Here is a 20,918-nt window from a genome sequence, read left to right on the forward strand (position 1 = left end):
CTAGTCCGACTCGTAGACGAGCCGCAAGTTGCAGGGCTGGCCCAAGGCTAGCGCGTCACGTTGGGTCCGCCAACAGCGGCGGCAGCTTCATTCCGATGCTTTTCGCCATTTGATTTCATTGTCCAGAAGGAGCCTCGTTTCTTCAGTCTCCTTACGGGCAGCTTCCAGCCTTTGGTACATTTTGTCGACCTTACCCCGCTCACGGTAAAATGCCACGGCCAGCAATCCGAAGCCTAACACCGCCACCATTATCAGCCCGCCTTTCAACGGCGGCGTCGGGGCAAGGCCGTGCAATGCAATGACAATGGCGCTGAAGACGAGGCAAGAGATCATGATGGAGATGCTTCTGCTAAGCCCCGCACACAGGATCGACACCAGCAGCAAAACCAGAGCAATAGCCGGCGACGCTGCGACGCCGGCAATGATCGAGCCCAGCCACCATGAAATCACAGGCAAAGCCACTTGGTAGAACCAATCTTGTAAGGACCCAAGGGCCTCATTCATGCTTGTGCCTTCTGAGCAATTGCCGAACAGTGATTGGTAACCTGCAGTTCCCGGGTTGAAAAGGCCTGTGAGCATTTGAGGGCAGCGACCGCAAGATTTAATATCGACGGCCGCAAAGAGCGCGACGTCCGCTAGCTTTAGTCCGCCACCAGAAACTGTCGTTCTGCTTCCGTGAAGAGTTTCGGGCGCCGGCAGGCGTACGAAAGTCCCCGAGGAAGGAACCCGCGGGCCACAGGCGATGGTTATGGGGATTTCGATTTTCGGCTGGTGTCGGCGATGGCGCGACCGCCGCTGGGAAGTGGCGGGTTTGATGCGGACGGACCGTTTCGCCTTTCAGTCACGCGGTATTGTCGGCTCGTCGCGCGGCCGGACGCGACCCGTTCGGCGTCGATAATGACCATGGACACGCGTGGGTCCGTTGCCGGAGGCTGAGTGCCTGCGGCTGAAGGCTGGAGCATGCCATGCCGGGTCATGGAGAGTTCTCCCGGTTCGTCGCCGTGGTGTCCGGCGGTCCGCGCGGCTGTCGCCACCGTTCGAACGTCTCGATGATGATCATGCTTCCGCCGCAGCACCGGCATGGCGGACGGAAATCAGTCGGTTCTACCGAGTTGTCGTCCTCCGACGGCGCAACGACGTTCAGCAGTTCGCGGGCGCGTGCGAGGCTGGTCTTGCGAGCGGAGCCGGCGAGCAGGCCGTAGTGCCGGATGCGGTGGAAGCCACGTGGCAGGATGTGGAGCAGGAATCGGCGGATGAACTCGTCGGTGGCGAGCGTCATGACCTGCTGCCGATCGGTGCCGTCACGACGATAGTCCTTGTAGCGGAACGTGACCCCTGCCTCATCGAACCGGATGAGGCGGCGGTTCGAGATCGCAACCCGGTGGGTATAGCGGGACAGATAGGCGAGCACCGCCTCCGGCCCGGCGAACGGCGCCTTGGCGTACACCACCCAGCGCTTCTTGCGGACCGGCGACAGGTGCCGCACGAATGCCTGCCGCGCGGACAGGTGCGCCATCGATCCGAAGAAGGCGAGCCGTCCTGCGTCGTGTAGCGCGACCAGCCGGGTGAGGAAGAGCCGTCGGAACAGCTTGCCGAGTACGCGCACCGGAAGCAGGAAGGCCGACCGAGAAGATATCCAGCGGCTTCCGTCCGGCGCGATGCCGCCGCCCGGCACGATCATGTGCAGGTGCGGATGGTGCGTCATCGCCGATCCCCAGGTGTGGAGCACCGCGGTGATACCGATGCGCCCGCCGAGGTGTCTTGGGTCGGCGGCGATAGTCAGCATCGTCTCCGCTGCCGCCTTGAACAGCAGGTCGTAGACGAGCGCCTTGTTCTGGTACGCGATGTCGGCGACCTCGGCGGGCAGCGTGAACACGACATGGAAGTAGCCGACCGGCAGCAGGTCGGCCTCGCGCTCGGCCAACCATGTCCGTGCCATCGCGCCCTGGCACTTCGGGCAGTGCCGGTTGCGGCAGGAGTTGTAGGCGATCCGCCATTGGCCGCAGTCCTCGCAAGCCTCGACGTGACCGCCAAGGGCTGCGGTGCGGCAATACTCGATCGCCGACATGACCTTGAGCTGGGCGAGGCTCAGGTGACCTGCATGGGCGGCCCGGTAAGCGGGTCCGGCAGCACGGAAGATGTCCGCGACCTCGATCGAGGCGCGCACGGCTCAGATGTCGGGCGAGACCTCTCCCGGCTTGAACAGCCCCAGTTTGTCGAGCGGGCTCGTCACGGCACGCACCGTCCGGGTCGCCACCTTCGCGTAAAGGGCGGTGTTGTTGAGCTTGGCATGCCCGAGCAGGACCTGGATGATCCGGATGTCGGTGCCGTCCTCCAGCAGGTGGGTGGCGAAGCTGTGGCGCAGCGTGTGCGGCCCGACCCGCTTGGCGATGTCGGCGGCCTGGGCCGCCTCGACGACTATGCGATAGAGCTGCCGCGTGCTGATCGGCTTCATCGCATGCTGTCCGGGGAACAGCCAGCCGTCGCGGTGCATCACGCCCTGCTGACGTCCGACCTTCCACCACTCCCGCAGAAGCGTGAGCAGGTCCTCCGAGAGCATGGCGTTGCGATAGCGCCCGCCCTTGCCACGCTCGACGCGCAGCAGCATGCGCTCGCTGTCGACGTCGGCAACCTTCAGCATCGACACCTCGGCGACCCGCAGGCCCGCGCCATAGGCGACTGACAATGCGGCCTGGTGCTTGAGACACGTGGTGGCGTTGAGCAGCCGGGCCACCTCGTCGCGGCTGAGCACCACGGGCAGGTTGCGCGGATGCGCCAGCCGGACAAGCCTGCGCGCCAGGTCCGGGCGGTCGAGCGTGTGGGTGAAGAAGAAGCGCAGCGCCGACACGATGCTGTTCATCGTTGGCACGGGAACGCCGTCCTCCTGCTGCTCGATCTGGAACCGGCGCAGGTCGTCGGCGGTAGCGGTGTCTGGTGAGCGCCCGAGGAATGTCGCCAGGCGTCCGATGTCGCGGAGATAGTTGCGCTGCGTCTCGCGTGAGAAGCGCCGCATGTTCATGTCGTCGATCAGCCGCCGGCGCAGCAGGCTGACGGGTCCATCGAGAACGGGGTGCTGCATGGTCAGGCTCCTTGTTGAAGAAGCCCGTCATGCTCTGCCCCCGCCGGACGACGCTCAATGCAGGCGCGACGCCCGGCCTGTGCCCTCTACCTCAATCGCAGGCGCCCTCCCGCGCAGCGGGTTCGTTCACCGGCCCATTTCAGTCATTCATCAATATTGCGCCCAGAGCGCTAACTCGAGGCGGCCAGCGAACGTGGAAGGGCGATTAGCGCGAGGGTCCAATCTGTGCGTCTTGGCTGACCCATGCCCTCGCAGGTCACCGTAACTGGAGTTCACTTCCGACGATCGAATTCTTTTTCCCATTTTCGGCTCTTCGGCGGCAACAGCGCTATAACGTCAGCAGAAGGAGCATTCTGCCATGACAATGATCACCTGCGGGCTTATCCACGCCTTATTACCATCGGATCGCCGCGTTTTTGGCCGCCCCGAAGCCGCCAGCTTCGTGGGTGCTAGCGTTGGTTATTTTGACAAGCTGGTGCGTGCCGGCATTATGCCACAGCCGTTGCGGCTTCCTGGCGTCAAGCGCTGGGATGTGCGCGCACTTGAGAGGGCGCTTGACGGCCTGAGCGGGATTTCCGAGTCTCAAGAATCCGACAACGAGTGGGATCGGCTCGTCCAATGAAGCGCAAGCTGCCGAAGCACGTCAAAGCCTTCATTGATCGAACCGGCCGGCCACGGCACTATTTCAGACAGTCGAACACTACCCTGCCAGGTCTTCCATACTCGACGGAGTTCATGGATGCCTATGGGGCTGCGCTGAAGGCGTGGGAAGCCGGCAGAGCGGCGCCAACAACCATTATAGGAGCCGATCGAACCCAGCCCGGAACAATCGGGGCGCTGATCCTCTCCTACTACGGCAGCGCAGATTTCAGAAATCTAGCAAAGGCAAGCCAGAAGACGTATCGGAACGCACTCGAACGTATCCGTATTCAATACGGCATTGGTTCGGTTGCCAGGATCGAGCGCAAGCACGTCCTTAGGATGATGGACAAAAAGGCTGAACGCCCTGGTGCGGCCAACGAACTGCTGAAGATGATCAAGCTGCTGATGGGGCGCGCGATCGATATGGGGATGCGCAAGGACGATCCGACGATCCGGATACGGCGCATGAAAATCAAGTCGGGCGGATTCATCACTTGGGAAGAAGAGGACATTGTGGCGTTCTACGCGGCGCACGCGGAGGGCACCCGCGCCCGCCTAGCCCTCGACCTTCTGCTGTTTACGGGGCAGCGACGCTCAGACGTGATAGATATGGGTCGGCAGCACGTCAAGAACGACGTGCTGTCCATTAGGCAGCGAAAGACAGGCACAGCCGTCTCCATCCCGCTTCACGCATACCTCAAAGGCACGCTCGATGCGCGGCCTCAGGACAATCTCACATTTCTCCTGACGCAATACGAAAAGCCGTTCCAGCCCGAGTCTTTCACTAACTGGTTCCGGGTCTGTGTCCGCGAAGCTGGTTTGCGCGAGGATCTGGCAAGCGGCGCCATGGGACTTTCACCGCACGGTCTGCGCAAGGCATGTAGCCGACGGCTTGCCCAAGCCGGCTGCACGCCCCACCAGATCAAGGCAATCACGGGTCACAAAAAGCTTGATGAGATCGTTCGCTACACTGAGGCCGTCGATCAGATGCGCTTGGCGCATGAAGCGATGAATGCCATTGCAGAGCACGGAGCAGGAACGAAAACTGTCAAACCAAACAGGTCGGTTTGACAGTTTAAAGCGTAAGGTATTGAAAACGCTTGGTAGCGAACCAGCTATTCTACACTGAGCCGATACCCAATACCGCGCACGGTCTGCAGCCAGACCGGGTTGGACGGATCGCGCTCGATCTTGCGGCGCAGCCGGTTGATCTGGACGTCGATGGTGCGCTCGCCGACCTCGGAATCGTCGCCGACCAGTTCGTGGCGCGGGATGGTCTCGCCGGCACGTGCGGCAAAGATCGCCAGGATCTCCTGCTCGCGATCGGTCAGCTTCAGCGCCTCGCCGCCGCGCTTCAATTCGCGCCTGGCGATCTGGAAGGTGTAGGGGCCGAAGACCAGCTGCTCGACCTTGGGCGTCGTCGCCGGGCCGCCGCGGCGCAGGATGTTGTTGATGCGCAGGATCAGCTCGCGCGGGTCGAAGGGTTTGGGCAAATAGTCGTCCGCGCCGGCCTCCAATCCGGAGATGCGGCTGTCGGTTTCCGACAGCGCCGTCAACATCAGGATCGGCACGTTCTTTTCGGCGCGCAGCGATTTGGTCAGGTCGACGCCGGTTTCGCCCGGCATCATCACGTCGAGCACAAGCAGGTCGAAATCGAGGCCGGCAAGCTTGCGCCGGGCTTCGCCGGCATTGCCGGCGACGGTGACGCGAAAGCCGTTCTCGGTCAGATACTGCTTGAGAAGATTGCGGATGCGGGTGTCGTCGTCGACGACGAGCAGATGCGGCGCATCGTCGTCCGGTGCGGCCGTCTGATCGACCCTCTCAGTGCTCTCCATGGCTTTTCCCTGACATTTTTGCGGACCCAACGTCAATCTGCGCTCTCAGTTCCGGATTGACCATCGCTTCGAGGAAGCGTTCCACCAAGGTCCGTTCGGTGGCGCCGGAATCTTCCAATGCAGCACGGATGCGGCGCGACTGTGGCCGCGCCAGGGCCAGTGCCAGCGCACGGCCCTTCGCCGTCGGATAGAGTTCGCGCTGGCGGCGGTCGCGCGGGCCTTGCAACTGCACGACATGGTCGGTGTCGATCAGTTGCTTGAGCACGCGCGCCAGGCTCTGCTTGGTGATCTTCAGCACGTCGAGCAGTTCGGCAACCGTCAGGCCCGGCCGGCGGTTGACGAAATGCAGCACCCGGTGGTGGGCGCGGCCGAAGCCATAGTCGGCCAGGATCTGATCGGGATCGGAGGTGAAGTCGCGATAGGCGAAGAAGAACAGTTCGATGATGGCGAAGTCGATGCCGTCCTCGTCCGTGATCGCGGTCCTGATCGGTTTTCCGGCGGCTGCGCTTCGATCCGTCATCATTTCTCCAAGGGAACGGGAGATTATGTCAGTACTATTGACGTAATTTCCCTGCAATGGTAATTTTTGACAAGCTTTTGGGCCGATTGCGAACGAAAAGGCAAGGCAGGCCGGTTTTTCCGGAACTTCCTGAGTTTGCCAGCGCGCGATTCTCCGCCTACGCTTCGAGACACCGGCCGGCGTCTCCAATCGCATGGCGCGGCCAAAAAGAACACGCAACGACACCAAGATATGCGGGCGGCTGCCCGCGGGAGGTTACCATGGCATCCGTTCCCTTCGATCAGCTGGACGGCTTCATCTGGATGAATGGCGAGTTCGTTCCGTGGGGCGACGCCAAGATCCATGTGCTGACGCACGGTCTGCACTATGCCAGCGCGGTCTTCGAGGGCGAGCGCGCTTATGGCGGCGCGATCTTCAAGCTCAACGAGCACACCGAGCGCCTGCATGAATCGGCGCGCCTGCTCGGCTTCAAGATCCCCTATTCGGTCGCCGAGCTCAACGACGCCTCGACCACGCTGTTGAAGAAGCAGGGTTTCCAGGACGCCTATGTCAGGCCGATCGCCTGGCGCGGCAGCGAGCAGATGGGCGTTTCGGCGCAGAACAACCGCATCAACTGCGCCATCGCCATCTGGCAGTGGCCAAGCTATTTCGATCCGGCGCAGAAGCTGAAGGGCATTCGCCTCGATGTGGCGGAATGGCGCCGGCCTGACCCGCGCACGGCGCCGTCGAAGTCGAAGGCCGCCGGCCTCTACATGATCTGCACCATGTCCAAGCATGCCGCGGAAGCCAAAGGCTATGCCGACGCCATGATGCTCGACTGGCGCGGCCAGGTCGCCGAAGCAACCGGCGCCAACATCTTCTTCGTCAAGGACGGCAAGATCCATACGCCAAAGCCCGACTGCTTCCTCGACGGCATCACCCGCCGTACGGTCATTGGGCTGGCCAAGGATCGTGGCCTGGAAGTGATCGAACGCGCCATCCTGCCGGAAGAACTCGAAGGCTTCGAACAATGCTTCCTGACCGGAACGGCAGCGGAAGTAACGCCGGTTTCGGAGATCGGCCCTTACCGATTCGAGGTCGGCGAAATCGCCAAGAACCTTATGAACGACTATTCTGCCGCAGTGCAGCCGAAGCACGCGATCGCCGCAGAATAACGATAGTCACAGCTTTTCGCGCAAGCAGGGGCGGTTTTCCAGCCGCCCCTTTTATTTCAGCGTTTCTGCATTTGACTTTCATCCAATTCGGCGTCTCATGATGGTGTCGGCCCGGGAGGCTGGCAGCTATGGAGGGACTAATCATATGGACATGAACACGCTTCTTCCGATCATCATTCAGGTGATTACAGGCATCATCGGCGGTCAGGCGATCGGTGTAGCGCTCAAGAACGCGGCTATGGGACAGCTTCCCAAGATCCTGGGTGGCGCCATTGGCGGCGTCGGCGGCGCGGCGATCCTCGGCAGCCTGCTCGGCCACGGCACGATCGATCCGGCAGCGGCAGCGGCGGCGACGAGCGGTCTCGGCAGCGCGCTCAACCTCAACAACATCGTTGGCGGCGCCGGCGGCGGTGCGATCCTGACCGGCATCATCGGCGCGGTCCTGGGTGCTATGAAGAAGTAAGCCTGACGGTCTCAGGTTTGTTCAAATGGGCGGCTTCGGCCGCCCATTTCCGTTTCTGGGATGACTGACTGTTCGCCTTTCGAGGGTGGACGCGTTTCGCCTGCGCCGCCAGAGTGGTTCATCGTTTCACGGAAACGCAGAACCACTCTGTCTCTTGTTTTGACGCAATTCCGGACGGAAAACCGTCTCACACTTTTCCTGGAATTGCTCTACATCACGCCAGAGATACGAAAGGAAGATCATGGGTCAGCTCAATGCCGGCATCGTGCCGGTCACACCGTTCCAGCAGAACTGCACCATCCTGTTCGACATGGACGACAAGCACGGCGTCGTCGTCGACCCGGGCGGCGACATCGACAAGGTGCTCGCGGTGCTGAAAGACAATGCAATCACAGCCGAAGCGATCTGGATCACGCATGGCCATATCGACCACGCCGGCGGCGCCATGGAGCTGAAGGAGGCGCTCGGCATCGACATCATCGGCCCGCACGAGGCCGACAAGTCCCTGCTCGACAATCTGGAGAACCAGGGCAGGCGCTACGGCATTGCCGGCTCGCGCAACTGCGTGCCCGACCGCTTCCTCACCGAAGGCGAGACCGTGTCGTTCGGCGGCCACGTGTTCGAGGTGCTGCACTGCCCCGGCCATGCCCCGGGCCACGTCGTCTACTACAACCGCGCCGCCAAGTTCGCCCATGTCGGCGACGTGCTGTTCCGTGGCTCGGTCGGCCGCACCGACCTGCCGGGCGGCGACCATGCGACGCTGATCGCTTCGATCAAGGACAAGCTGTTGCCGCTCGGCGACGATATCGGTTTCATCTGCGGCCACGGCCCTGGCGGCCGCTTTGGCGAGGAGCGCAGGACCAATCCATTCTTGACTTAAATTGCTGGTTTGGTGCAGCGCCGACCTTCGAGGCGGCTAAAACGGAAAAACAAAAAAGCGCTGGCCTTGCGGTCAGCGCTTTTTGTTTGGGGCAGGGAAGCCTCAGTTGGCCGAGCAGAAATGCTGTTCGCCGTCATTGCCGGTGAACGTGCCGGTGCGGGAGTTGAAGCTGCGGTAGCGGTCCGAGCAATACTCGTACCAGCCGCGCGTCCACGGTTCGGCATAACGATCGGCATAGACCACCTGCGGCTCGGCGTAATAGCGACGGACCGGGGCCGGGCGCACCACCACGTCACGGTCGTAGCCGTCATCGTAGTAGCGGTCAGCGTAGGCCGGGGGCTGGTCATTGGCCAACGCGCCACCGATCAGCGCACCGGCCGCGAGGCCAAGCACGCCGGCGGCAATGGCGTCGCCATTGTGGTGGCGGCGGTGATGACCCCAGTCATCGGCGTTGGCCGCGGGCAAGGCCGCAAGCATGGTGCCGACCACGGCGGCGGACAGCACGGCAGTCTTGAAAATTCTGTTCATCTTGGTCTCCTTCGTACCGGGCCGTGCAGTGTTGCAGGGGATGCGGTCCGGCTTTACCCAAGACTAATATGCGACCGTGGCTGAACGGAGGCTGAACGGATTTCGACCTGCCTGTTCAAAAAGGCGTGTTCAAGAGGCACGTCAAAACCACGCTCCAAATGAGCTGGCTGCCTTGCCGAAGCAACGGTCTGAAGCCGGCTCAGCCGACCGACAGGTTGACGGCCTTGGGTCCCTTGCCGCGCTTGTCCGGCTCGGTGTCGAATGTCACTTTCTGCCCATCTTCGAGACCGGGAAGACCCGACGCCTGCACGGCCGAAATATGGACGAAGACATCCTTCGCGCCATCGTCCGGCGTGATGAAGCCGAAGCCTTTGGCATGGTTGAAGAATTTGACGGTGCCGGTCTGCGGCATGGGAAGCTCCCTTTGATCCCATAAACTCCAGTCTCGGGCCGGCAAATGCCCGAGAGGAAATTTGTCCTTTATTTTAGCGTCATCGGCAAGAGAAAGTTTTGCGGGCACTTAAAGCGCGTCACGCTTTAAGCCCTTGTTATGATGCATGTCGTTGACCCGGAACCGGATTCACTTCTGGGCGACATGTATTTATGCTGCGCCGCGGACATGAAAAAGGCGCGACGAAAACCGCCGCGCCTTTTCAAAAATCTGTCTGCGTGCCCAAGGACCGGGCAAACTCCGAACTTCGTTCGTCCGCCGTCAAGGACAGCGGTGCGACGATGGCTCAGGCAGCGCGGAGGTTGACCGCCTTCGGCCCTTGCCCATGCGGTCCGGCTCGACGTCGAAGGTGACCTTCTGGCCGTCGACGAGCGTGCGCAGGCCCGATGCCTCGATCGCGGAAATGTGGACGAACACGTCCTTGGCGCCGCCGTCGGGCGTGATGAAACCGAAGCCTTTGGTCGCGTTGAAGAATTTAACGGTGCCGGTCTGGGCCATTGGGGAAACTCCTTCACCCGTTCAGTCTTTGGTGGTCCTGCCCGCCACCTGGCGTCGAGGGCAGTTCCCGGTGGTTGCTTCGGCAGTCATGCATTGGCGCATGGTCAAACCCCCCGCCGAAAACGGGGCCGTCAGAGATTCACAGTATCGGGGAAAGGTCGTCCAAAACGTTCCGCTCTCCGGGTCGCAAATGCCCGAACACGGAATTTATCGCACGGAAACGTGAAGGTTGCAAGATAGCGCCGCGGGCCGCCACACTGGGCGCATCCCGACGCAAGAATCGACCGATCTGAGCGTCGACCGGCCGCAAATAGGCTCGGTTGTGGATCGGGTCATCGGCCCACGGACGGGGTCACGCATGGGCCAGGATTACCGGCGGCGTGAGCGGGCGCCCGCCATGGCTGCAACCGACGTTTCCCGCGCCAAGAGCCGCGAACGCGGTTGCATTTGACAACGGGGGCATTTGACAGGGGCGGGATTGCATTTGACAGGGGAATGGGGAGGATCGCGATCGGATCGAGGGAGAGATCAGCATGAAATTCCTGGCGTCATTTTTTTTTGCGGTAAGGTCTGGGTTTTTCGCGGCAAGCATTTGCCGCGCTGTTCCTGTCGGCACTTCTGGCCGCCTGCACCGTCGTCGTCGATGACGGCCCGGGACCACGCCCGCGTCCGCCGCGTCCCGAACCGGAATTCTGCACCAGGCAATACGAGCCGGTCTGTGCCCGCCGGGGCGGCGACCGCCAGACTTTCGCCAATGGCTGCCTCGCCGACCGCGCCGGCTACCGCATCGTGCGCGACGGCCCCTGCCGCGGTGACGGCGGTGGTGGCGGCGGCGAAGAGCAGACGTTCTGCACCCGCGAATACGCACCCGTCTGCGCCCGCCGCCATGGCGAGATGCGCAGCTTCCCCAACGCCTGCGAGGCCCGCGCGGCGGACTACCGCATCGTTGGTGATGGGCCGTGCTGAGAGGTCGCTACTTGGCCGCGCCAGTATAGGCCTTGGCCTTCAACAGAGCGGCCAGATAGGCGGCATTTGACGCGGCCATCTCGATCATGCTGGCGACCTTTTCGGGGGTCTTCGGCAGATCGACATAGTTGACGTCGCCCATCGCCTCGCCGACCCAGTATACGCCGCCATTGGCCGGAATGGTGAAGCCGACATCGTTGAGCGACTGGAAGCACTCGGCATGGCAATGGTGCGCCCCGTCCTCATTGCCAACGATCGCCACCAGCGCCACCTTGCCGGCGGTCGGCATGCGGCCCTTGTCGTCGGTTTCGTCGAGAAAGGCGTCCATGCGCTCCATGACCCGCTTGGCGACGCTGGAGGGCTGCCCCATCCATATCGGCAGGCCGAGGATGAAGATATCGGCGGCGACGATCTTGTCGCGCAGCTTAGGCCAGCCGTCGCCCTTGCCCATGTCGGAGAGCACGCCGGGCTTGATGTCGTGATCAAGCGCGCGCACGACCTCGCCCTTCACGCCATGCGGTTTGAGCGCCGAGAGCAGATCTGCGATGATCTTGTCGGTGGAGGATTTTTCCTTGTCGCCGGAAGCTTTGAGCGAACAGTTGATGGCAAAGGCGGTGAGGGACATCGGGCGGCTCCTGCGTGCGAGTGTGCAGGGTCAACGTTGCGAGGCGCTTGCGGTGGCGCCGGAATGATATCCGACTACGGTTTGCCTAGGCGGGATAGGCCCCATCAGCGGGCCCGGCGTAAAGCTCGCTGCCATGCTCATCGGAGATGCGCAGGCGGTCGGGGATCTGCGGCATTGCCAGCGTATGCAAGAGTGCGGTGGCGCCCTGCAGGGCGGCGCGCAGGGTCGGCGCTTCCAGCGACACCTTGTCGAGTGTCGCTTCCTCGGCGTCGCGCGACCGATAGAACTCGATGACGAAATTCAAACGAGCCTCCGTGGCAGAGCATTGCGTGGACCTGTTGCGTCAGTTCAACGCCTGCTCACCGGCGGGGCGAGGGGCGCATGCGAAGCGCCCCCAAGGGCTTTCAGCCCTTGGACTTTGGCTTCAGGCTGCTCTCCGCCTGCTTGACCGAAGAGCCGAAGGGGGCCGCGGCCTTGGCCACGACCTTGTCCTTCTTCGGCTTGCGTGTTTCGCGATTGCTTCGCTGTTGACCCTTGGACATGGACTGCTCCTCGTGTGCGCGTGCTGGTTTGACGTTGTGGCGTGGTCTCAGACGACCGGATTGTTGGCGACAACCGGATTGTCGACCGGTTCGAGATTGTCTTCCGTGGTGACCCGCTCGTAGGTCTCCTGCTCGCTGCGGATGCGGTATTGCGGCGAACCGTCCTTGACCGGCAGCCTGCTCTTGATCTCGAACAGTTCCGCCGTCTTCTGGACGAGGCCGGTGCGGCTCTTCATGCGCACCGTCTGGCCGATGGCGAAAAGGTGCGAGGGCGTGTCGGTGCGCGGACGCGTATTCTGCTGGAAACGGATCATGCTGCATTCTCCCGGTCGCGCTTCAGCGCGGTTTCGAGTTCGAGGTGGTCGATGGCGACAAGCTGGCTGGTGGTCGGGTTCTTCACCGCCCTTGCCGGCAGGTGAATGAAGGTGGCGACGCGGCGCCAGGCAATGCGCGACGTGCCCTCGATCAGCTCTTCGTCATGATCGATGTCGTAGTCGCCGGCCGGCAACGGTCCCTCCAGTCCACCGAGCGCGAAAGCTGCGGTGAAGTGGGCGATGGAATGGGTGGTGCGGTCCGGCATCGTCCTGGCCCTGGTTGGTTCACGTCTTGGTTGGTTCACGCCTGGGGCGTTAAGCGAAACAGCGGCCTGAAAGCAAAAAAGCGGGGACGAGCCCCGCTTTCCTATTTCCGGCAATCGCTGGAAATAAGCCGCCTTTGAGAGCTGCCAGTACATCCGTGGTCAGCGTTCATCGAATTCGGCCGGATCAGATCAGTTGCAAATTGGCGGCCGATTCGCGGCCCTTGCCGTCGCGCTCCAGTTCGAACTGCAGCTTCTGGCCTTCGGCGAGGCCGGGAAAGCCGGCGCGCTCCAGCGCGCTGACATGGACGAAAACGTCCTTGCCGCCGTCGGCTGGCTGAATGAAGCCAAAACCCTTCTGGCCATTATAGAACTTCACGGTTCCGGTGGTCATATGTGTCTTTCGCGGATCGAGAACTCGTCGCACGGCGAACGTGCCGCGCGTCCGGTATCGACGATTTGGAATGATATTGGCGGGTCGAAAACCTCTGACGCCGCGAGATGCCAATTCTGGCCAAAACGATCTTCCTTATGTAGATCGATAGGGCGGCCAGTTCAAGGTGATTCAGGAAATAAACCCGCCGCGGCTGAAAAATAGATCGCTGTGGATGTTCAGATAATTCTGCTATGGTCCGGCATATTTCTAAAAATTCTTGAGAGCGCGCTGGGGTATTTTCCCAGTTCTCATATTTTTATTTACTCCGGAATAAGGACACAACCATGGTTTCCACAAGAAGCTCAAGGGCGAAGACCGTCGCGGTCAATCCGGTCATCAAGCCAATCGCCATACATGCCATTGCCGTTGGCGCCAACGGCCAGCCGATGATCGTCAAGTCGGCACGGCTGACCATCAGAAGCGATGAGGCGGCAAGGCGAACGATCTCCGATACCGATGGCACGGTGAGGCGGGCCAGGCAGGTTGCCGAGACCAACCGCCTGATCTGATCGCTTTCGCGGCGACGGAAAAGCCGCAAAACCACGCCGAGACTTGAACCTGCCGCGCCAATGGCCTAGATCGCGGCAGGCGGACAAACACGGCAGGTTTCCCATTAACAGAGATCAGAGACGAGCGGCGGGTGCGGGAACCAGGTCTGGCGCGGGTGGACAGCCGCCGCTGGGGCTCGACCAGTATGTGCAGCAGGCCCTGCAACTGCACCAGGCCGGGCGCCGGCAAGAGGCTGAGGCAATCTACCGGCAGGTGCTGGCGCGTCAGCCCAAGCATGCGGCGGCTGCGCATTTCCTGGGGCTGCTGCTGCACCAGACCGGGCGCAGCGAAGAAGGGCTGGATCTCATCGAACAGTCGGTGAGCCTGCAGCCGACGAATCCCGATTTCCTCAACAATTTCGGCACGGTGATGCGCGACCTCGGCCGCGTCGCTGCGGCCATCGACTTCTTCCGTGGCGCGGTGGATCTGCGACCGGACCAGCTCGCGGCACGGGACAATCTCGGCTCGTCGCTGACGCAGCTCGGCCAGTTCGAGGAGGCCGAGGAGATCTATCGCGGCACGGTCGCGCGCAATCCCTTCCATGTGCGCGCTCGTATCGGACTTGCCGAAACCCTGCAGGAAGCCGGACGGCTGGACGAGGCGCTGGCGGTTTTTCGCGAGTCGCTGACCATCCGCCCTAGGGATGCCGACCTGCTGCACGGGCTCGGTGTCGGTCTGATGGAAAAGGGCAAGCTCGACGAAGCGGCCGATCTGTTCCGGCAGGCGCTGGCGGTGAACCCCGGCATGGCCACGGCCTGGCTGATGCTGACGCAGGTCAAGCGCCAGAAGGAGCGCGACGCCGAATTGGCCGGCATGGAGGCGCAGCATGCCAAGGCGCCGCAGAACAGCCTGGCACGCATGCAGCTGTCCTTCGGTCTCGGCAAGGCCAATGACGATTTGAAGGATTATAACAGGGCCTTCGACTATTTCGCCGAAGGCAATGCCATTCGCCGCAAGGGGATCAACTATGATCCCGTCAGGACGCGGGCGGAATTCGAGGCGATGAAGACGGTGTTCGATGCCGGCTTCTTCGAAAAGCGCAGACCGAGCCCGATCACCGATGACGCGCCGATCTTCATCGTCGGCATGCCGCGTTCGGGCACGACGCTGGTCGAGCAGATCATTGCCAGCCATCCCAAGGTCTATGGCGCAGGCGAGCTCAGCATCCTGAAGAAGGCGGTCGGCAAGCAGTTCCCGGCGACCATGCCTGGCGGTTTCCCCTGGGCGTATCCGATACGGATGACGCGGATTTTGCCGAGGCAGGCCGGGCCTATCTCGACATGCTGCATGCCCGCTATCCCCATATCAGCCACGTCACCGACAAGATGCCGGGCAACTTCCTGCTTGTCGGCTTCATCCACATGATGATGCCGAAGGCCAGGATCATCCACGTCGCCCGCGATGCGGCGGCAACCTGCCTGTCGATCTACAAGGTGCATTTCCGCGGCGACAGCCACCGCTACGGCTATGATCTCGGCGAACTTGCCGATTTCCACAATCTCTACACCGACCTCATGGCGCATTGGCACAAGGTGCTGCCTGGGGTCGTGCATGACGTGCGCTACGAGGATTTCGTTGCCGATCAGGAAGGGCAGAGCCGGGTGCTCATCGACTATCTCGGCCTGCCATGGGACGATGCCGTGCTGTCGTTCCATGATACCGACCGGCCGGTGCGCACGGCGTCCGCCGCGCAGGTGCGCCAGCCAATGTATCAAGGCTCGGTCGACCTGTGGAAACGCTATGGGGACAGGCTGAAGCCGCTGCTGGACAAGTTGGATTAGCACGCGGGGTTACGGATTAGCCGGCGCTCTCTCAGCTTCGTCATCCACGGGCGAAGCAGGAGCGAAGCTCCGTCGCGGAGACCCGAGGATCCATTCCGTGACCTCGGTCGAAGGATGCAACGGAGCAGAATTCTGCACCGTTTTCAAAGCGTTAACGTCACGGCATGGATCCCTTGGGCTGCGGAGCAGCTCCAGGGGTCTGCGCCGCGTCGCTCCTTGCTCCGCCATAGGATGACGAAGCGGTTGGGGCAGAGCAATTCAAAGCTCTATGAACGGCTGGAAGCCGCCGAAGATCATGCGCTTCATATCGAAGGGCATGGGCCCCCAATCGGGTGTCAACCGCGGGTCGGCCATCACCTTGGCCATCACCGCGTCGCGACTCTGCCTGGATTCATAGACCGCCCAGGCGAAGACGACGATCTCGTCGTCCTTTGCCTGAACGGCCCGCGGAAACGAGGTCAACTCGCCATAGGGCACGTCGTCGCCGATACATTCGACATAGGCGAGCGCGCCATGTTCCATCCATATTGGGCCTGCGAGGTTGGCCAGCTTCTTGTAGTCATCGAGTTTGGCCTTTGGCACGGCAAGCACGAAACCATCGACATAGGACATGGTGGGTCTCCCGGTTGGTGCGGCTTTCCCTTCTCCCCTTGTGGGAGAAGGTGGATCGGCGCGCAGCGCCGAGACGGATGAGGGGTGTTCCAGCTTGGCGCCAAGTTACCCCTCACCCGGATTGCCAACCGAATTGCGAAGGGCAATTCGGGGCAATCCGACCTCTCCCACAAGGGGAGAGGTGAAGGCCTCAACTTATTTCACCGGCGCGTTCATCGCCCACGCGACGCCGAACGGATCGTTCAGCTGGCCCCAACGGTCGCCCCGGAACATCACCTGCAACGGCGTGACCACTTCGCAGCCGGCATCGACGGCGCGCTGCCACCAGCTGTCGATGTCGCCATCGTCGAGATGGAGCTGCAGCGTGTAGCCCTGCGCCGCCTTATGCGGATGGCCGTGTTCGGGATAGGCGTCGCCAAGCATCAGCGTCGAGCCGTTGACGTGGAGATGGATGTGCATGGTGCGGCCCTGCTCATCCGCCGGATAGGCAAAAACCTGCTCCGCGCCAAAGGCCTTCTTGTAGAAGTCGGCAGCCTTGAAGGCGCCGTCCACCTGCAGATAAGGGGTCAATCCGCCGAGCACTTCTGCCCTGGGCTGAACGGGGGTCTGGTCAGTCATGTCTTGCTCCTCTTTGCGTCTGGTTGGCTTGGCCTTGCGAACCCTAGGACGCACGAGGTGACGGCAATCCTACATGGCGGTGAAATTTTTTGTCGAGCCGGTCGCCGACAGGCTGTGCAAGCGGCGGTTTGAACGGAAGGCGTGAAACGAACTTGCGCCGGCGGCCCCCAATCAGAGCGCAATTCTCGCAGCGCGCAGGCTAGAACGGGTGGATCGCGCCGCTTCCTCAACCCCTGGGACGACAATGATCCTCTATTATCAGACGCACTCACCTTTCGCGCGCAAGGCGCTCGTCTTCGCGCATGAGATCGGCCTTGCCGATCGGCTCGAGGTCATTCATCACGAGACCAGTCCGACCTTGCGCAACGCTCGTGTCTACGCCGAAAACCCGCTCGGCAAAGTGCCGGTGCTGCTGCGGCCCGGCGCATCGGCGATCTTCGATTCCGATGTCATCTGCGCTTATCTCGACACGCTGCATGACGGCCGCAAGCTGTTGCCGCAAGACGGCGAGGCGCGCTGGCAGGCATTGCGTCTGCAGGCGGTCGCCCAAGGGTTGGCACAGGCGGGCATCGCCTTGCGCTGGGAGACGGAAAGGCGGCCAGAGCCGCTGCGCTATGACGCTCTGGCGCAGGGTTACCGCGACAAGATCGAGGCGAGCTACGACTGGATCGAAAGCACCCTGGACGACGACGCGCCGCTGCATGTCGGCCATATAGCGCTCGCCACCACGCTGTCCTGGATGGCGTTCCGCAACCTGCCGGCTTTCCGTGCGCGAGCGCGGCTGACGCGCTGGTTCGACGCTTTCGAAAAGCGCGCGTCGATGCAGGCGACGCCGCTCTCGGGCGACACGCACGATTGAGCAATGGTCGCCCCGTGGCGGCCTGCATCGATATTTTCCGACCGCATGATCAGGGCGCCCTGCGGATCCGCGGACTGTTTTGCGTGTCGATGACGATTTCCGGCCAGCCGATATCCTTGCGCAGCTCGATCGGCAGGGACAGCAGCTCACGTTCGCTGCGGTGGCGGGCGCGGTTCTGTGCGTAACGGCTGGCAACGCGACCCAGGGATGACAGAATGGACATGATGCTTTCTCCTCAGATGAAGCCGGCATCATCGTGTCGGCATCCCAAGGACGAGGCAGGTTCAGGCGATCCGACAGGTCGTCGGAATTTTTGTTACGACTCCGGATTCAATCCAGAATGGACCTAGGCGACCTTAAGCGTCGGGATAGCTGAAACGTCAACTTCACGCTCGGCGTGCCAGGCATCGAAAGCCGCCTGCATCCGAAGCCAGATCGCAGCGCCGTCGCCGAACAGCTTCCCAAGGCGGGCGGCCACTGCCGGCGAAACCGGCTTCTTTTCGCGGATGATGTCATAGAGCTGCTGCCGGGAGATTCCGAGCAGATTTGCAATTTCCACCTTGGTCTTTCCAGTTGCCGGGATGATGTCCTCAAGCAGCGCTCCCGGGTGGGAGGGACAACGCTCGATCGGACGCGTCGGCTTGTGCACGTTCATAAGTCGAACTTCTCCAATCTGGCCGCCTCAGTGATATTGCTCGAAATCGACACGGGCGGCGTCCGTACCGTCGAATTCAAATGTGATGCACCACGGACCATTGACATGGACCGTGTAGCGGATGGGCTCGAATCCTTTCAATGGATGGAAGTCGAAGCCGGGGAGGTTCATCTCCTCCGGCTTTTCCGAGGCTTCCAGGCGATCAAGCCTGACAAGAATGCGCTTGTGCATCTTGACGTCGATCTTGCCGGTTTTCCCGGTTTGAAAGAGGTCCGACAGCGCCTTGTTCTTGAAGGACTTGATCATTGATGCATGTAAGCATATTGCTTACAAAAATCAAGGGATGTAAGCAAATAAATTACAGGTCGATTGAGGATATCGATCCTTCACCCTTAGCTGCCCGCTTCGGCCACCTCGCGGAAAAAGTCCTCGGGATCCTCGACCTCGATCAGCTTCCGCTTCTCGATCAGCCAGAAGCGGTTGCCGATGGCGCGGATCAAGGAGCGGTCGTGCGAGGCGAGCACGCAGCTTGCCTGGTGCTTCAGCAATTCCTCCTCCAGCGCTTCCTGGCCGTCGATGTCGAGATGGTTGGTCGGCTCGTCGAGCAGGTAGAAGTTGGGGTTGGCGAGCCTCAGCACCAGCATCATCAGCCGCGCCTTCTGGCCGCCGGACAGCACGCCGATCTTTTTCTCCTGCATCTCGATGGCCACGCCGGCGCCGGCAAGCAGCGAGCGGGCGCGCTGTTCGCCGACATCGTAGCGGCGCGACACCATCGCCAGTGGCGTGTCGTCGCCGCTGATGCCCGACAGCGCCTGGTCGCTGTAGCCGAGCACTGTCGACGGCGTCACCTTCACGTTCTGGACCGTGTCGGGTTCGGCGATGGCGTTGCGGATCAGGGTAACGAAGCGCGACTTGCCGACGCCGTTGCGGCCGAGCAGCACGATGCGGTCGCCCTGGCAGATATGGCGCTTGCCGGTCCTGAACAGCAGCGTGCCGTCGGGCGTTTCGACAGCCGCATCGTCGAGCGTGATCAGCACCTTGGCGTGGGTGCCGCGATTGGCGAGCCTGATCGCACCGGCCGATTTCTCGCGGTGCGCCGGGTTCGCCGCGTCTTCCAGTTTCTCCGCACGTTCCCTGAGCTGCTTGGTCTTGACGGTGAGAAGGTCGCTGCCGGAGTTGATGCCGATGTTGTTGAGCTTGGCGGCTTGTTTTCGCAGCTGCTGGGCGACCTTCATGTCGCGCTCGAACTTGCGCGCCGTCGAGGCGTCGACGTCGTCGAGCGCCTGCCTGGCGCGGGAGTAGGGCAGCGCAAACACCGGCGATTGTTCCGGGCGCAGGAACAGCGTGCGGTTGGTGGTGGCGTCGAGGAAGGCGCGGTCGTGGCTGGCGATGATGACGGGCACCTCGCGCGGCAGCGCGTTCAGCCAGCTTTCCAACTGGCTAATGCGGGCAAGGTCGAGATGGTTGGTCGGCTCGTCGAGCAGCAGAACGTCGGGATCGGTGACCCAGACGCGGGCGATCAGCGCCAGCCGCTGCCAGCCGCCGCTCAGCGCCTGCATTTCCCGTTCGCGCATCGCCTTGGGCACATCGAGCGAATCCAGCACCACGTCGACGCGCCATGTCTCGCTGTCAGCCTGCTCGGCCGGCAAGGCGTCGGCCACCACCTGATAGAAGGTGCCGCTGAGCAGGACAGGGGCAACGGATTGTTCGACATGGCCGACGCGCAGGCCGCGCGTGCGGGTGATGTCGCCGGAAGACGGCTCCATCCCGCCGGTCAGGCACTTCAGCAAGGTCGACTTGCCTCGGCCATTGGCGGCAACGATGCCGAGCCGGTCGCCGCTGCCGATGGTGAGGTCGAGATTGGCGAAGAGCGGCGCACTCATGGTGACGCCGAGGTTTTTGAGGCTGATCAGGGCCATTTGGATTTCGCTTTTTTGGTTGGCGCATGATCCTTTCCGAAAACCATCCGGCTTTCGGGGTCATGCGCTCTTGCCGGAAACAACTCCGGATGCACTTTGACGGTGCGCGTGCTGGCCATCAGGCTCGGCGTCGCAGCACCACGAAGGGCAGACCTAAAAATCGAAGCGGGAAAAACCCGGACCGTCTCTGGTCAGCCCTGCAAGCGAACTCGCAGGGCAGAAATCGGGCCACGCTGACGATGGTGACGATGAAACGTAAACACGTGAGCCCTCCTTTCAAGACGTTCGAGTGTGGGGGGAGCGATTACACCAAAGGCGGGGCTGGTGGCAAGTGGCCGACCCAAGGCAGACGAGACTCAGACAGGCCTCAAGTGACCGCCTGTCGATCCATACTCTTCGTTCAGGTCGAGCAGGAAATGGCCGAACACGGTTCTTCGGCCAAGGTCGACAACGATCACAAGAAGGGCGTTGAACCTGCCGGTGCCAATCAAAACTTGGTCAAACTGGTTTTGAGCATCACGGTAAACATGGTGTACGTCGTTCAGATAGGGCAGCCCGATCTCATCCAGATCCAGCGCGTCGACATACGGCCATATGTCCGCTGCAGCCTCTGCCGCGGCGGTGACGTTCGTCATAGGCTCGGCAAAGCAAGCCTTGAACTCGTCTTCCTGAAGTCTGCCAGTGACGATCATCGCGCATTCTAGTGGCTGGCGTCGAAAGTTCGCAACG

28 protein-coding genes and 2 pseudogenes are annotated in these 20,918 nt (G+C 62.0%); 9 read left to right on the plus strand and 21 right to left on the minus strand.

Annotated features, from left to right (window positions below; translation table 11 throughout):
• Positions 1 to 87: 87 nt before the first annotated feature.
• The 3 genes from AC0V7N_RS15310 to AC0V7N_RS15320 form a co-directional block, all read right to left on the minus strand.
• Positions 88 to 504 carry a hypothetical protein gene (locus tag AC0V7N_RS15310; protein ID WP_475458855.1) on the minus strand — a complete coding sequence of 139 codons (417 nt, stop codon included), beginning with the start codon at positions 502 to 504 and terminating at the stop codon, positions 88 to 90.
• A 469-nt stretch (positions 505 to 973) separates the two neighbouring features.
• A complete protein-coding gene (locus tag AC0V7N_RS15315) occupies positions 974 to 2,167 on the minus strand; it encodes an IS91 family transposase (RefSeq protein WP_475453809.1) in 1,194 nt (397 codons plus the stop codon).
• Positions 2,168 to 2,170: 3 nt separating this feature from the next.
• A complete protein-coding gene (locus AC0V7N_RS15320; RefSeq protein WP_475454997.1) occupies positions 2,171 to 3,079 on the minus strand; it encodes a tyrosine-type recombinase/integrase in 909 nt (302 codons plus the stop codon).
• Positions 3,080 to 3,437: 358 nt separating this feature from the next.
• Here AC0V7N_RS15320 and AC0V7N_RS15325 point away from each other — a divergent pair, with 358 nt between their 5' ends.
• A complete protein-coding gene (locus tag AC0V7N_RS15325) occupies positions 3,438 to 3,701 on the plus strand; it encodes an XRE family transcriptional regulator (RefSeq protein ID WP_475458858.1) in 264 nt (87 codons plus the stop codon).
• Positions 3,698 to 4,792: a tyrosine-type recombinase/integrase gene (locus AC0V7N_RS15330; RefSeq protein ID WP_475458860.1), complete on the plus strand. Its 1,095-nt coding sequence runs from the start codon at positions 3,698 to 3,700 to the stop codon at positions 4,790 to 4,792. Before AC0V7N_RS15325 ends, AC0V7N_RS15330 begins: the two co-directional genes overlap by 4 nt.
• 44 nt (positions 4,793 to 4,836) lie before the next feature.
• Here AC0V7N_RS15330 and AC0V7N_RS15335 read toward each other — a convergent pair whose 3' ends face one another.
• Positions 4,837 to 5,556: a response regulator gene (locus AC0V7N_RS15335; protein WP_475458862.1), complete on the minus strand. Its 720-nt coding sequence runs from the start codon at positions 5,554 to 5,556 to the stop codon at positions 4,837 to 4,839.
• On the minus strand, positions 5,543 to 6,076 hold the full coding sequence (locus tag AC0V7N_RS15340) for a MarR family winged helix-turn-helix transcriptional regulator (RefSeq protein WP_027044075.1): 534 nt from the start codon (positions 6,074 to 6,076) through the stop codon (positions 5,543 to 5,545). The genes AC0V7N_RS15335 and AC0V7N_RS15340 overlap by 14 nt, the downstream gene beginning before the upstream one ends.
• Positions 6,077 to 6,336: 260 nt before the next feature.
• Here AC0V7N_RS15340 and AC0V7N_RS15345 point away from each other — a divergent pair, with 260 nt between their 5' ends.
• The 3 genes from AC0V7N_RS15345 to AC0V7N_RS15355 all read left to right on the plus strand — a co-directional run bounded on the left by AC0V7N_RS15345 (position 6,337) and on the right by AC0V7N_RS15355 (position 8,573).
• Positions 6,337 to 7,230: a branched-chain amino acid aminotransferase gene (locus tag AC0V7N_RS15345; protein WP_027044076.1), complete on the plus strand. Its 894-nt coding sequence runs from the start codon at positions 6,337 to 6,339 to the stop codon at positions 7,228 to 7,230.
• Between the two features lie 145 nt (positions 7,231 to 7,375).
• Complete coding sequence (locus AC0V7N_RS15350; protein WP_475458865.1) at positions 7,376 to 7,693, plus strand: hypothetical protein; 318 nt, start codon at positions 7,376 to 7,378, stop codon at positions 7,691 to 7,693.
• A 241-nt stretch (positions 7,694 to 7,934) separates the two neighbouring features.
• The gene (locus AC0V7N_RS15355) at positions 7,935 to 8,573 is read left to right on the plus strand and encodes an MBL fold metallo-hydrolase (RefSeq protein ID WP_475458867.1); all 639 of its coding nucleotides are present in this window, start codon (positions 7,935 to 7,937) and stop codon (positions 8,571 to 8,573) included.
• A 102-nt stretch (positions 8,574 to 8,675) separates the two neighbouring features.
• On the opposite strand, the gene AC0V7N_RS15360 is transcribed toward AC0V7N_RS15355, so the two are convergent.
• The 3 genes and pseudogenes from AC0V7N_RS15360 to AC0V7N_RS15370 form a co-directional block, all read right to left on the minus strand.
• A complete protein-coding gene (locus AC0V7N_RS15360) occupies positions 8,676 to 9,101 on the minus strand; it encodes a BA14K family protein (RefSeq protein WP_475458869.1) in 426 nt (141 codons plus the stop codon).
• A gap of 199 nt (positions 9,102 to 9,300) precedes the next feature.
• On the minus strand, positions 9,301 to 9,513 hold the full coding sequence (locus AC0V7N_RS15365; RefSeq protein WP_008877668.1) for a cold-shock protein: 213 nt from the start codon (positions 9,511 to 9,513) through the stop codon (positions 9,301 to 9,303).
• Between the two features lie 325 nt (positions 9,514 to 9,838).
• Positions 9,839 to 10,050, minus strand: a pseudogene (locus AC0V7N_RS15370) (cold-shock protein).
• A 570-nt stretch (positions 10,051 to 10,620) separates the two neighbouring features.
• On the opposite strand from AC0V7N_RS15370, the gene AC0V7N_RS15375 reads away from it, so the two are divergent.
• On the plus strand, positions 10,621 to 11,016 hold the full coding sequence (locus AC0V7N_RS15375) for a Kazal-type serine protease inhibitor domain-containing protein (RefSeq protein WP_475460343.1): 396 nt from the start codon (positions 10,621 to 10,623) through the stop codon (positions 11,014 to 11,016).
• A gap of 7 nt (positions 11,017 to 11,023) precedes the next feature.
• Here AC0V7N_RS15375 and AC0V7N_RS15380 read toward each other — a convergent pair whose 3' ends face one another.
• The 6 genes from AC0V7N_RS15380 to AC0V7N_RS15405 form a co-directional block, all read right to left on the minus strand.
• Positions 11,024 to 11,641: a flavodoxin family protein gene (locus AC0V7N_RS15380; RefSeq protein ID WP_475458871.1), complete on the minus strand. Its 618-nt coding sequence runs from the start codon at positions 11,639 to 11,641 to the stop codon at positions 11,024 to 11,026.
• An 85-nt stretch (positions 11,642 to 11,726) separates the two neighbouring features.
• Positions 11,727 to 11,945, minus strand: a complete 219-nt coding sequence (locus tag AC0V7N_RS15385) for a hypothetical protein (protein ID WP_172225382.1) — start codon at positions 11,943 to 11,945, stop codon at positions 11,727 to 11,729.
• 100 nt (positions 11,946 to 12,045) lie between these two features.
• Entirely contained in the window at positions 12,046 to 12,183 is a 138-nt protein-coding gene (locus AC0V7N_RS15390) for a hypothetical protein (protein ID WP_197033284.1), read from the minus strand.
• Positions 12,184 to 12,230: 47 nt separating this feature from the next.
• Positions 12,231 to 12,497, minus strand: a complete 267-nt coding sequence (locus AC0V7N_RS15395; protein WP_475458875.1) for a hypothetical protein — start codon at positions 12,495 to 12,497, stop codon at positions 12,231 to 12,233.
• Positions 12,494 to 12,763 carry a hypothetical protein gene (locus tag AC0V7N_RS15400; protein WP_475458877.1) on the minus strand — a complete coding sequence of 90 codons (270 nt, stop codon included), beginning with the start codon at positions 12,761 to 12,763 and terminating at the stop codon, positions 12,494 to 12,496. The genes AC0V7N_RS15395 and AC0V7N_RS15400 overlap by 4 nt, the downstream gene beginning before the upstream one ends.
• A gap of 184 nt (positions 12,764 to 12,947) precedes the next feature.
• The gene (locus tag AC0V7N_RS15405; RefSeq protein WP_096449281.1) at positions 12,948 to 13,154 is read right to left on the minus strand and encodes a cold-shock protein; all 207 of its coding nucleotides are present in this window, start codon (positions 13,152 to 13,154) and stop codon (positions 12,948 to 12,950) included.
• Between the two features lie 326 nt (positions 13,155 to 13,480).
• Between AC0V7N_RS15405 and AC0V7N_RS15410 the strand changes: the two genes are divergently transcribed.
• The gene (locus AC0V7N_RS15410) at positions 13,481 to 13,705 is read left to right on the plus strand and encodes a hypothetical protein (RefSeq protein WP_475458879.1); all 225 of its coding nucleotides are present in this window, start codon (positions 13,481 to 13,483) and stop codon (positions 13,703 to 13,705) included.
• 187 nt (positions 13,706 to 13,892) lie between these two features.
• A pseudogene (locus AC0V7N_RS15415) lies at positions 13,893 to 15,526 on the plus strand (tetratricopeptide repeat-containing sulfotransferase family protein).
• A gap of 258 nt (positions 15,527 to 15,784) precedes the next feature.
• Here AC0V7N_RS15415 and AC0V7N_RS15420 read toward each other — a convergent pair.
• Both AC0V7N_RS15420 and AC0V7N_RS15425 read right to left on the minus strand, forming a co-directional pair.
• Positions 15,785 to 16,138, minus strand: a complete 354-nt coding sequence (locus AC0V7N_RS15420; protein WP_475458881.1) for a DUF1428 domain-containing protein — start codon at positions 16,136 to 16,138, stop codon at positions 15,785 to 15,787.
• Between the two features lie 195 nt (positions 16,139 to 16,333).
• Positions 16,334 to 16,756: a VOC family protein gene (locus AC0V7N_RS15425; RefSeq protein ID WP_496627938.1), complete on the minus strand. Its 423-nt coding sequence runs from the start codon at positions 16,754 to 16,756 to the stop codon at positions 16,334 to 16,336.
• 244 nt (positions 16,757 to 17,000) lie between these two features.
• Here AC0V7N_RS15425 and AC0V7N_RS15430 point away from each other — a divergent pair, with 244 nt between their 5' ends.
• Positions 17,001 to 17,615 (plus strand): glutathione S-transferase family protein, encoded by a 615-nt coding sequence (locus AC0V7N_RS15430; protein ID WP_475458885.1) that lies wholly within the window; start codon positions 17,001 to 17,003, stop codon positions 17,613 to 17,615.
• Between the two features lie 49 nt (positions 17,616 to 17,664).
• Here the strand turns inward: AC0V7N_RS15430 and AC0V7N_RS15435 are convergent, their stop codons facing one another.
• The 5 genes from AC0V7N_RS15435 to AC0V7N_RS15455 form a co-directional block, all read right to left on the minus strand.
• Positions 17,665 to 17,838 carry a hypothetical protein gene (locus AC0V7N_RS15435; RefSeq protein WP_475458887.1) on the minus strand — a complete coding sequence of 58 codons (174 nt, stop codon included), beginning with the start codon at positions 17,836 to 17,838 and terminating at the stop codon, positions 17,665 to 17,667.
• 123 nt (positions 17,839 to 17,961) lie between these two features.
• The gene (locus AC0V7N_RS15440; RefSeq protein ID WP_095201853.1) at positions 17,962 to 18,270 is read right to left on the minus strand and encodes a HigA family addiction module antitoxin; all 309 of its coding nucleotides are present in this window, start codon (positions 18,268 to 18,270) and stop codon (positions 17,962 to 17,964) included.
• 27 nt (positions 18,271 to 18,297) lie between these two features.
• A complete protein-coding gene (locus AC0V7N_RS15445; protein WP_475458891.1) occupies positions 18,298 to 18,576 on the minus strand; it encodes a type II toxin-antitoxin system RelE/ParE family toxin in 279 nt (92 codons plus the stop codon).
• Positions 18,577 to 18,662: 86 nt separating this feature from the next.
• Positions 18,663 to 20,189 carry an ABC-F family ATP-binding cassette domain-containing protein gene (locus AC0V7N_RS15450; RefSeq protein ID WP_475458893.1) on the minus strand — a complete coding sequence of 509 codons (1,527 nt, stop codon included), beginning with the start codon at positions 20,187 to 20,189 and terminating at the stop codon, positions 18,663 to 18,665.
• 356 nt (positions 20,190 to 20,545) lie between these two features.
• On the minus strand, positions 20,546 to 20,881 hold the full coding sequence (locus AC0V7N_RS15455) for a hypothetical protein (RefSeq protein ID WP_475458896.1): 336 nt from the start codon (positions 20,879 to 20,881) through the stop codon (positions 20,546 to 20,548).
• Between the last annotated feature and the right edge of the window lie 37 nt (positions 20,882 to 20,918).

The sequence above is a fragment of the Mesorhizobium kamtschaticum genome (genome assembly GCF_056174585.1).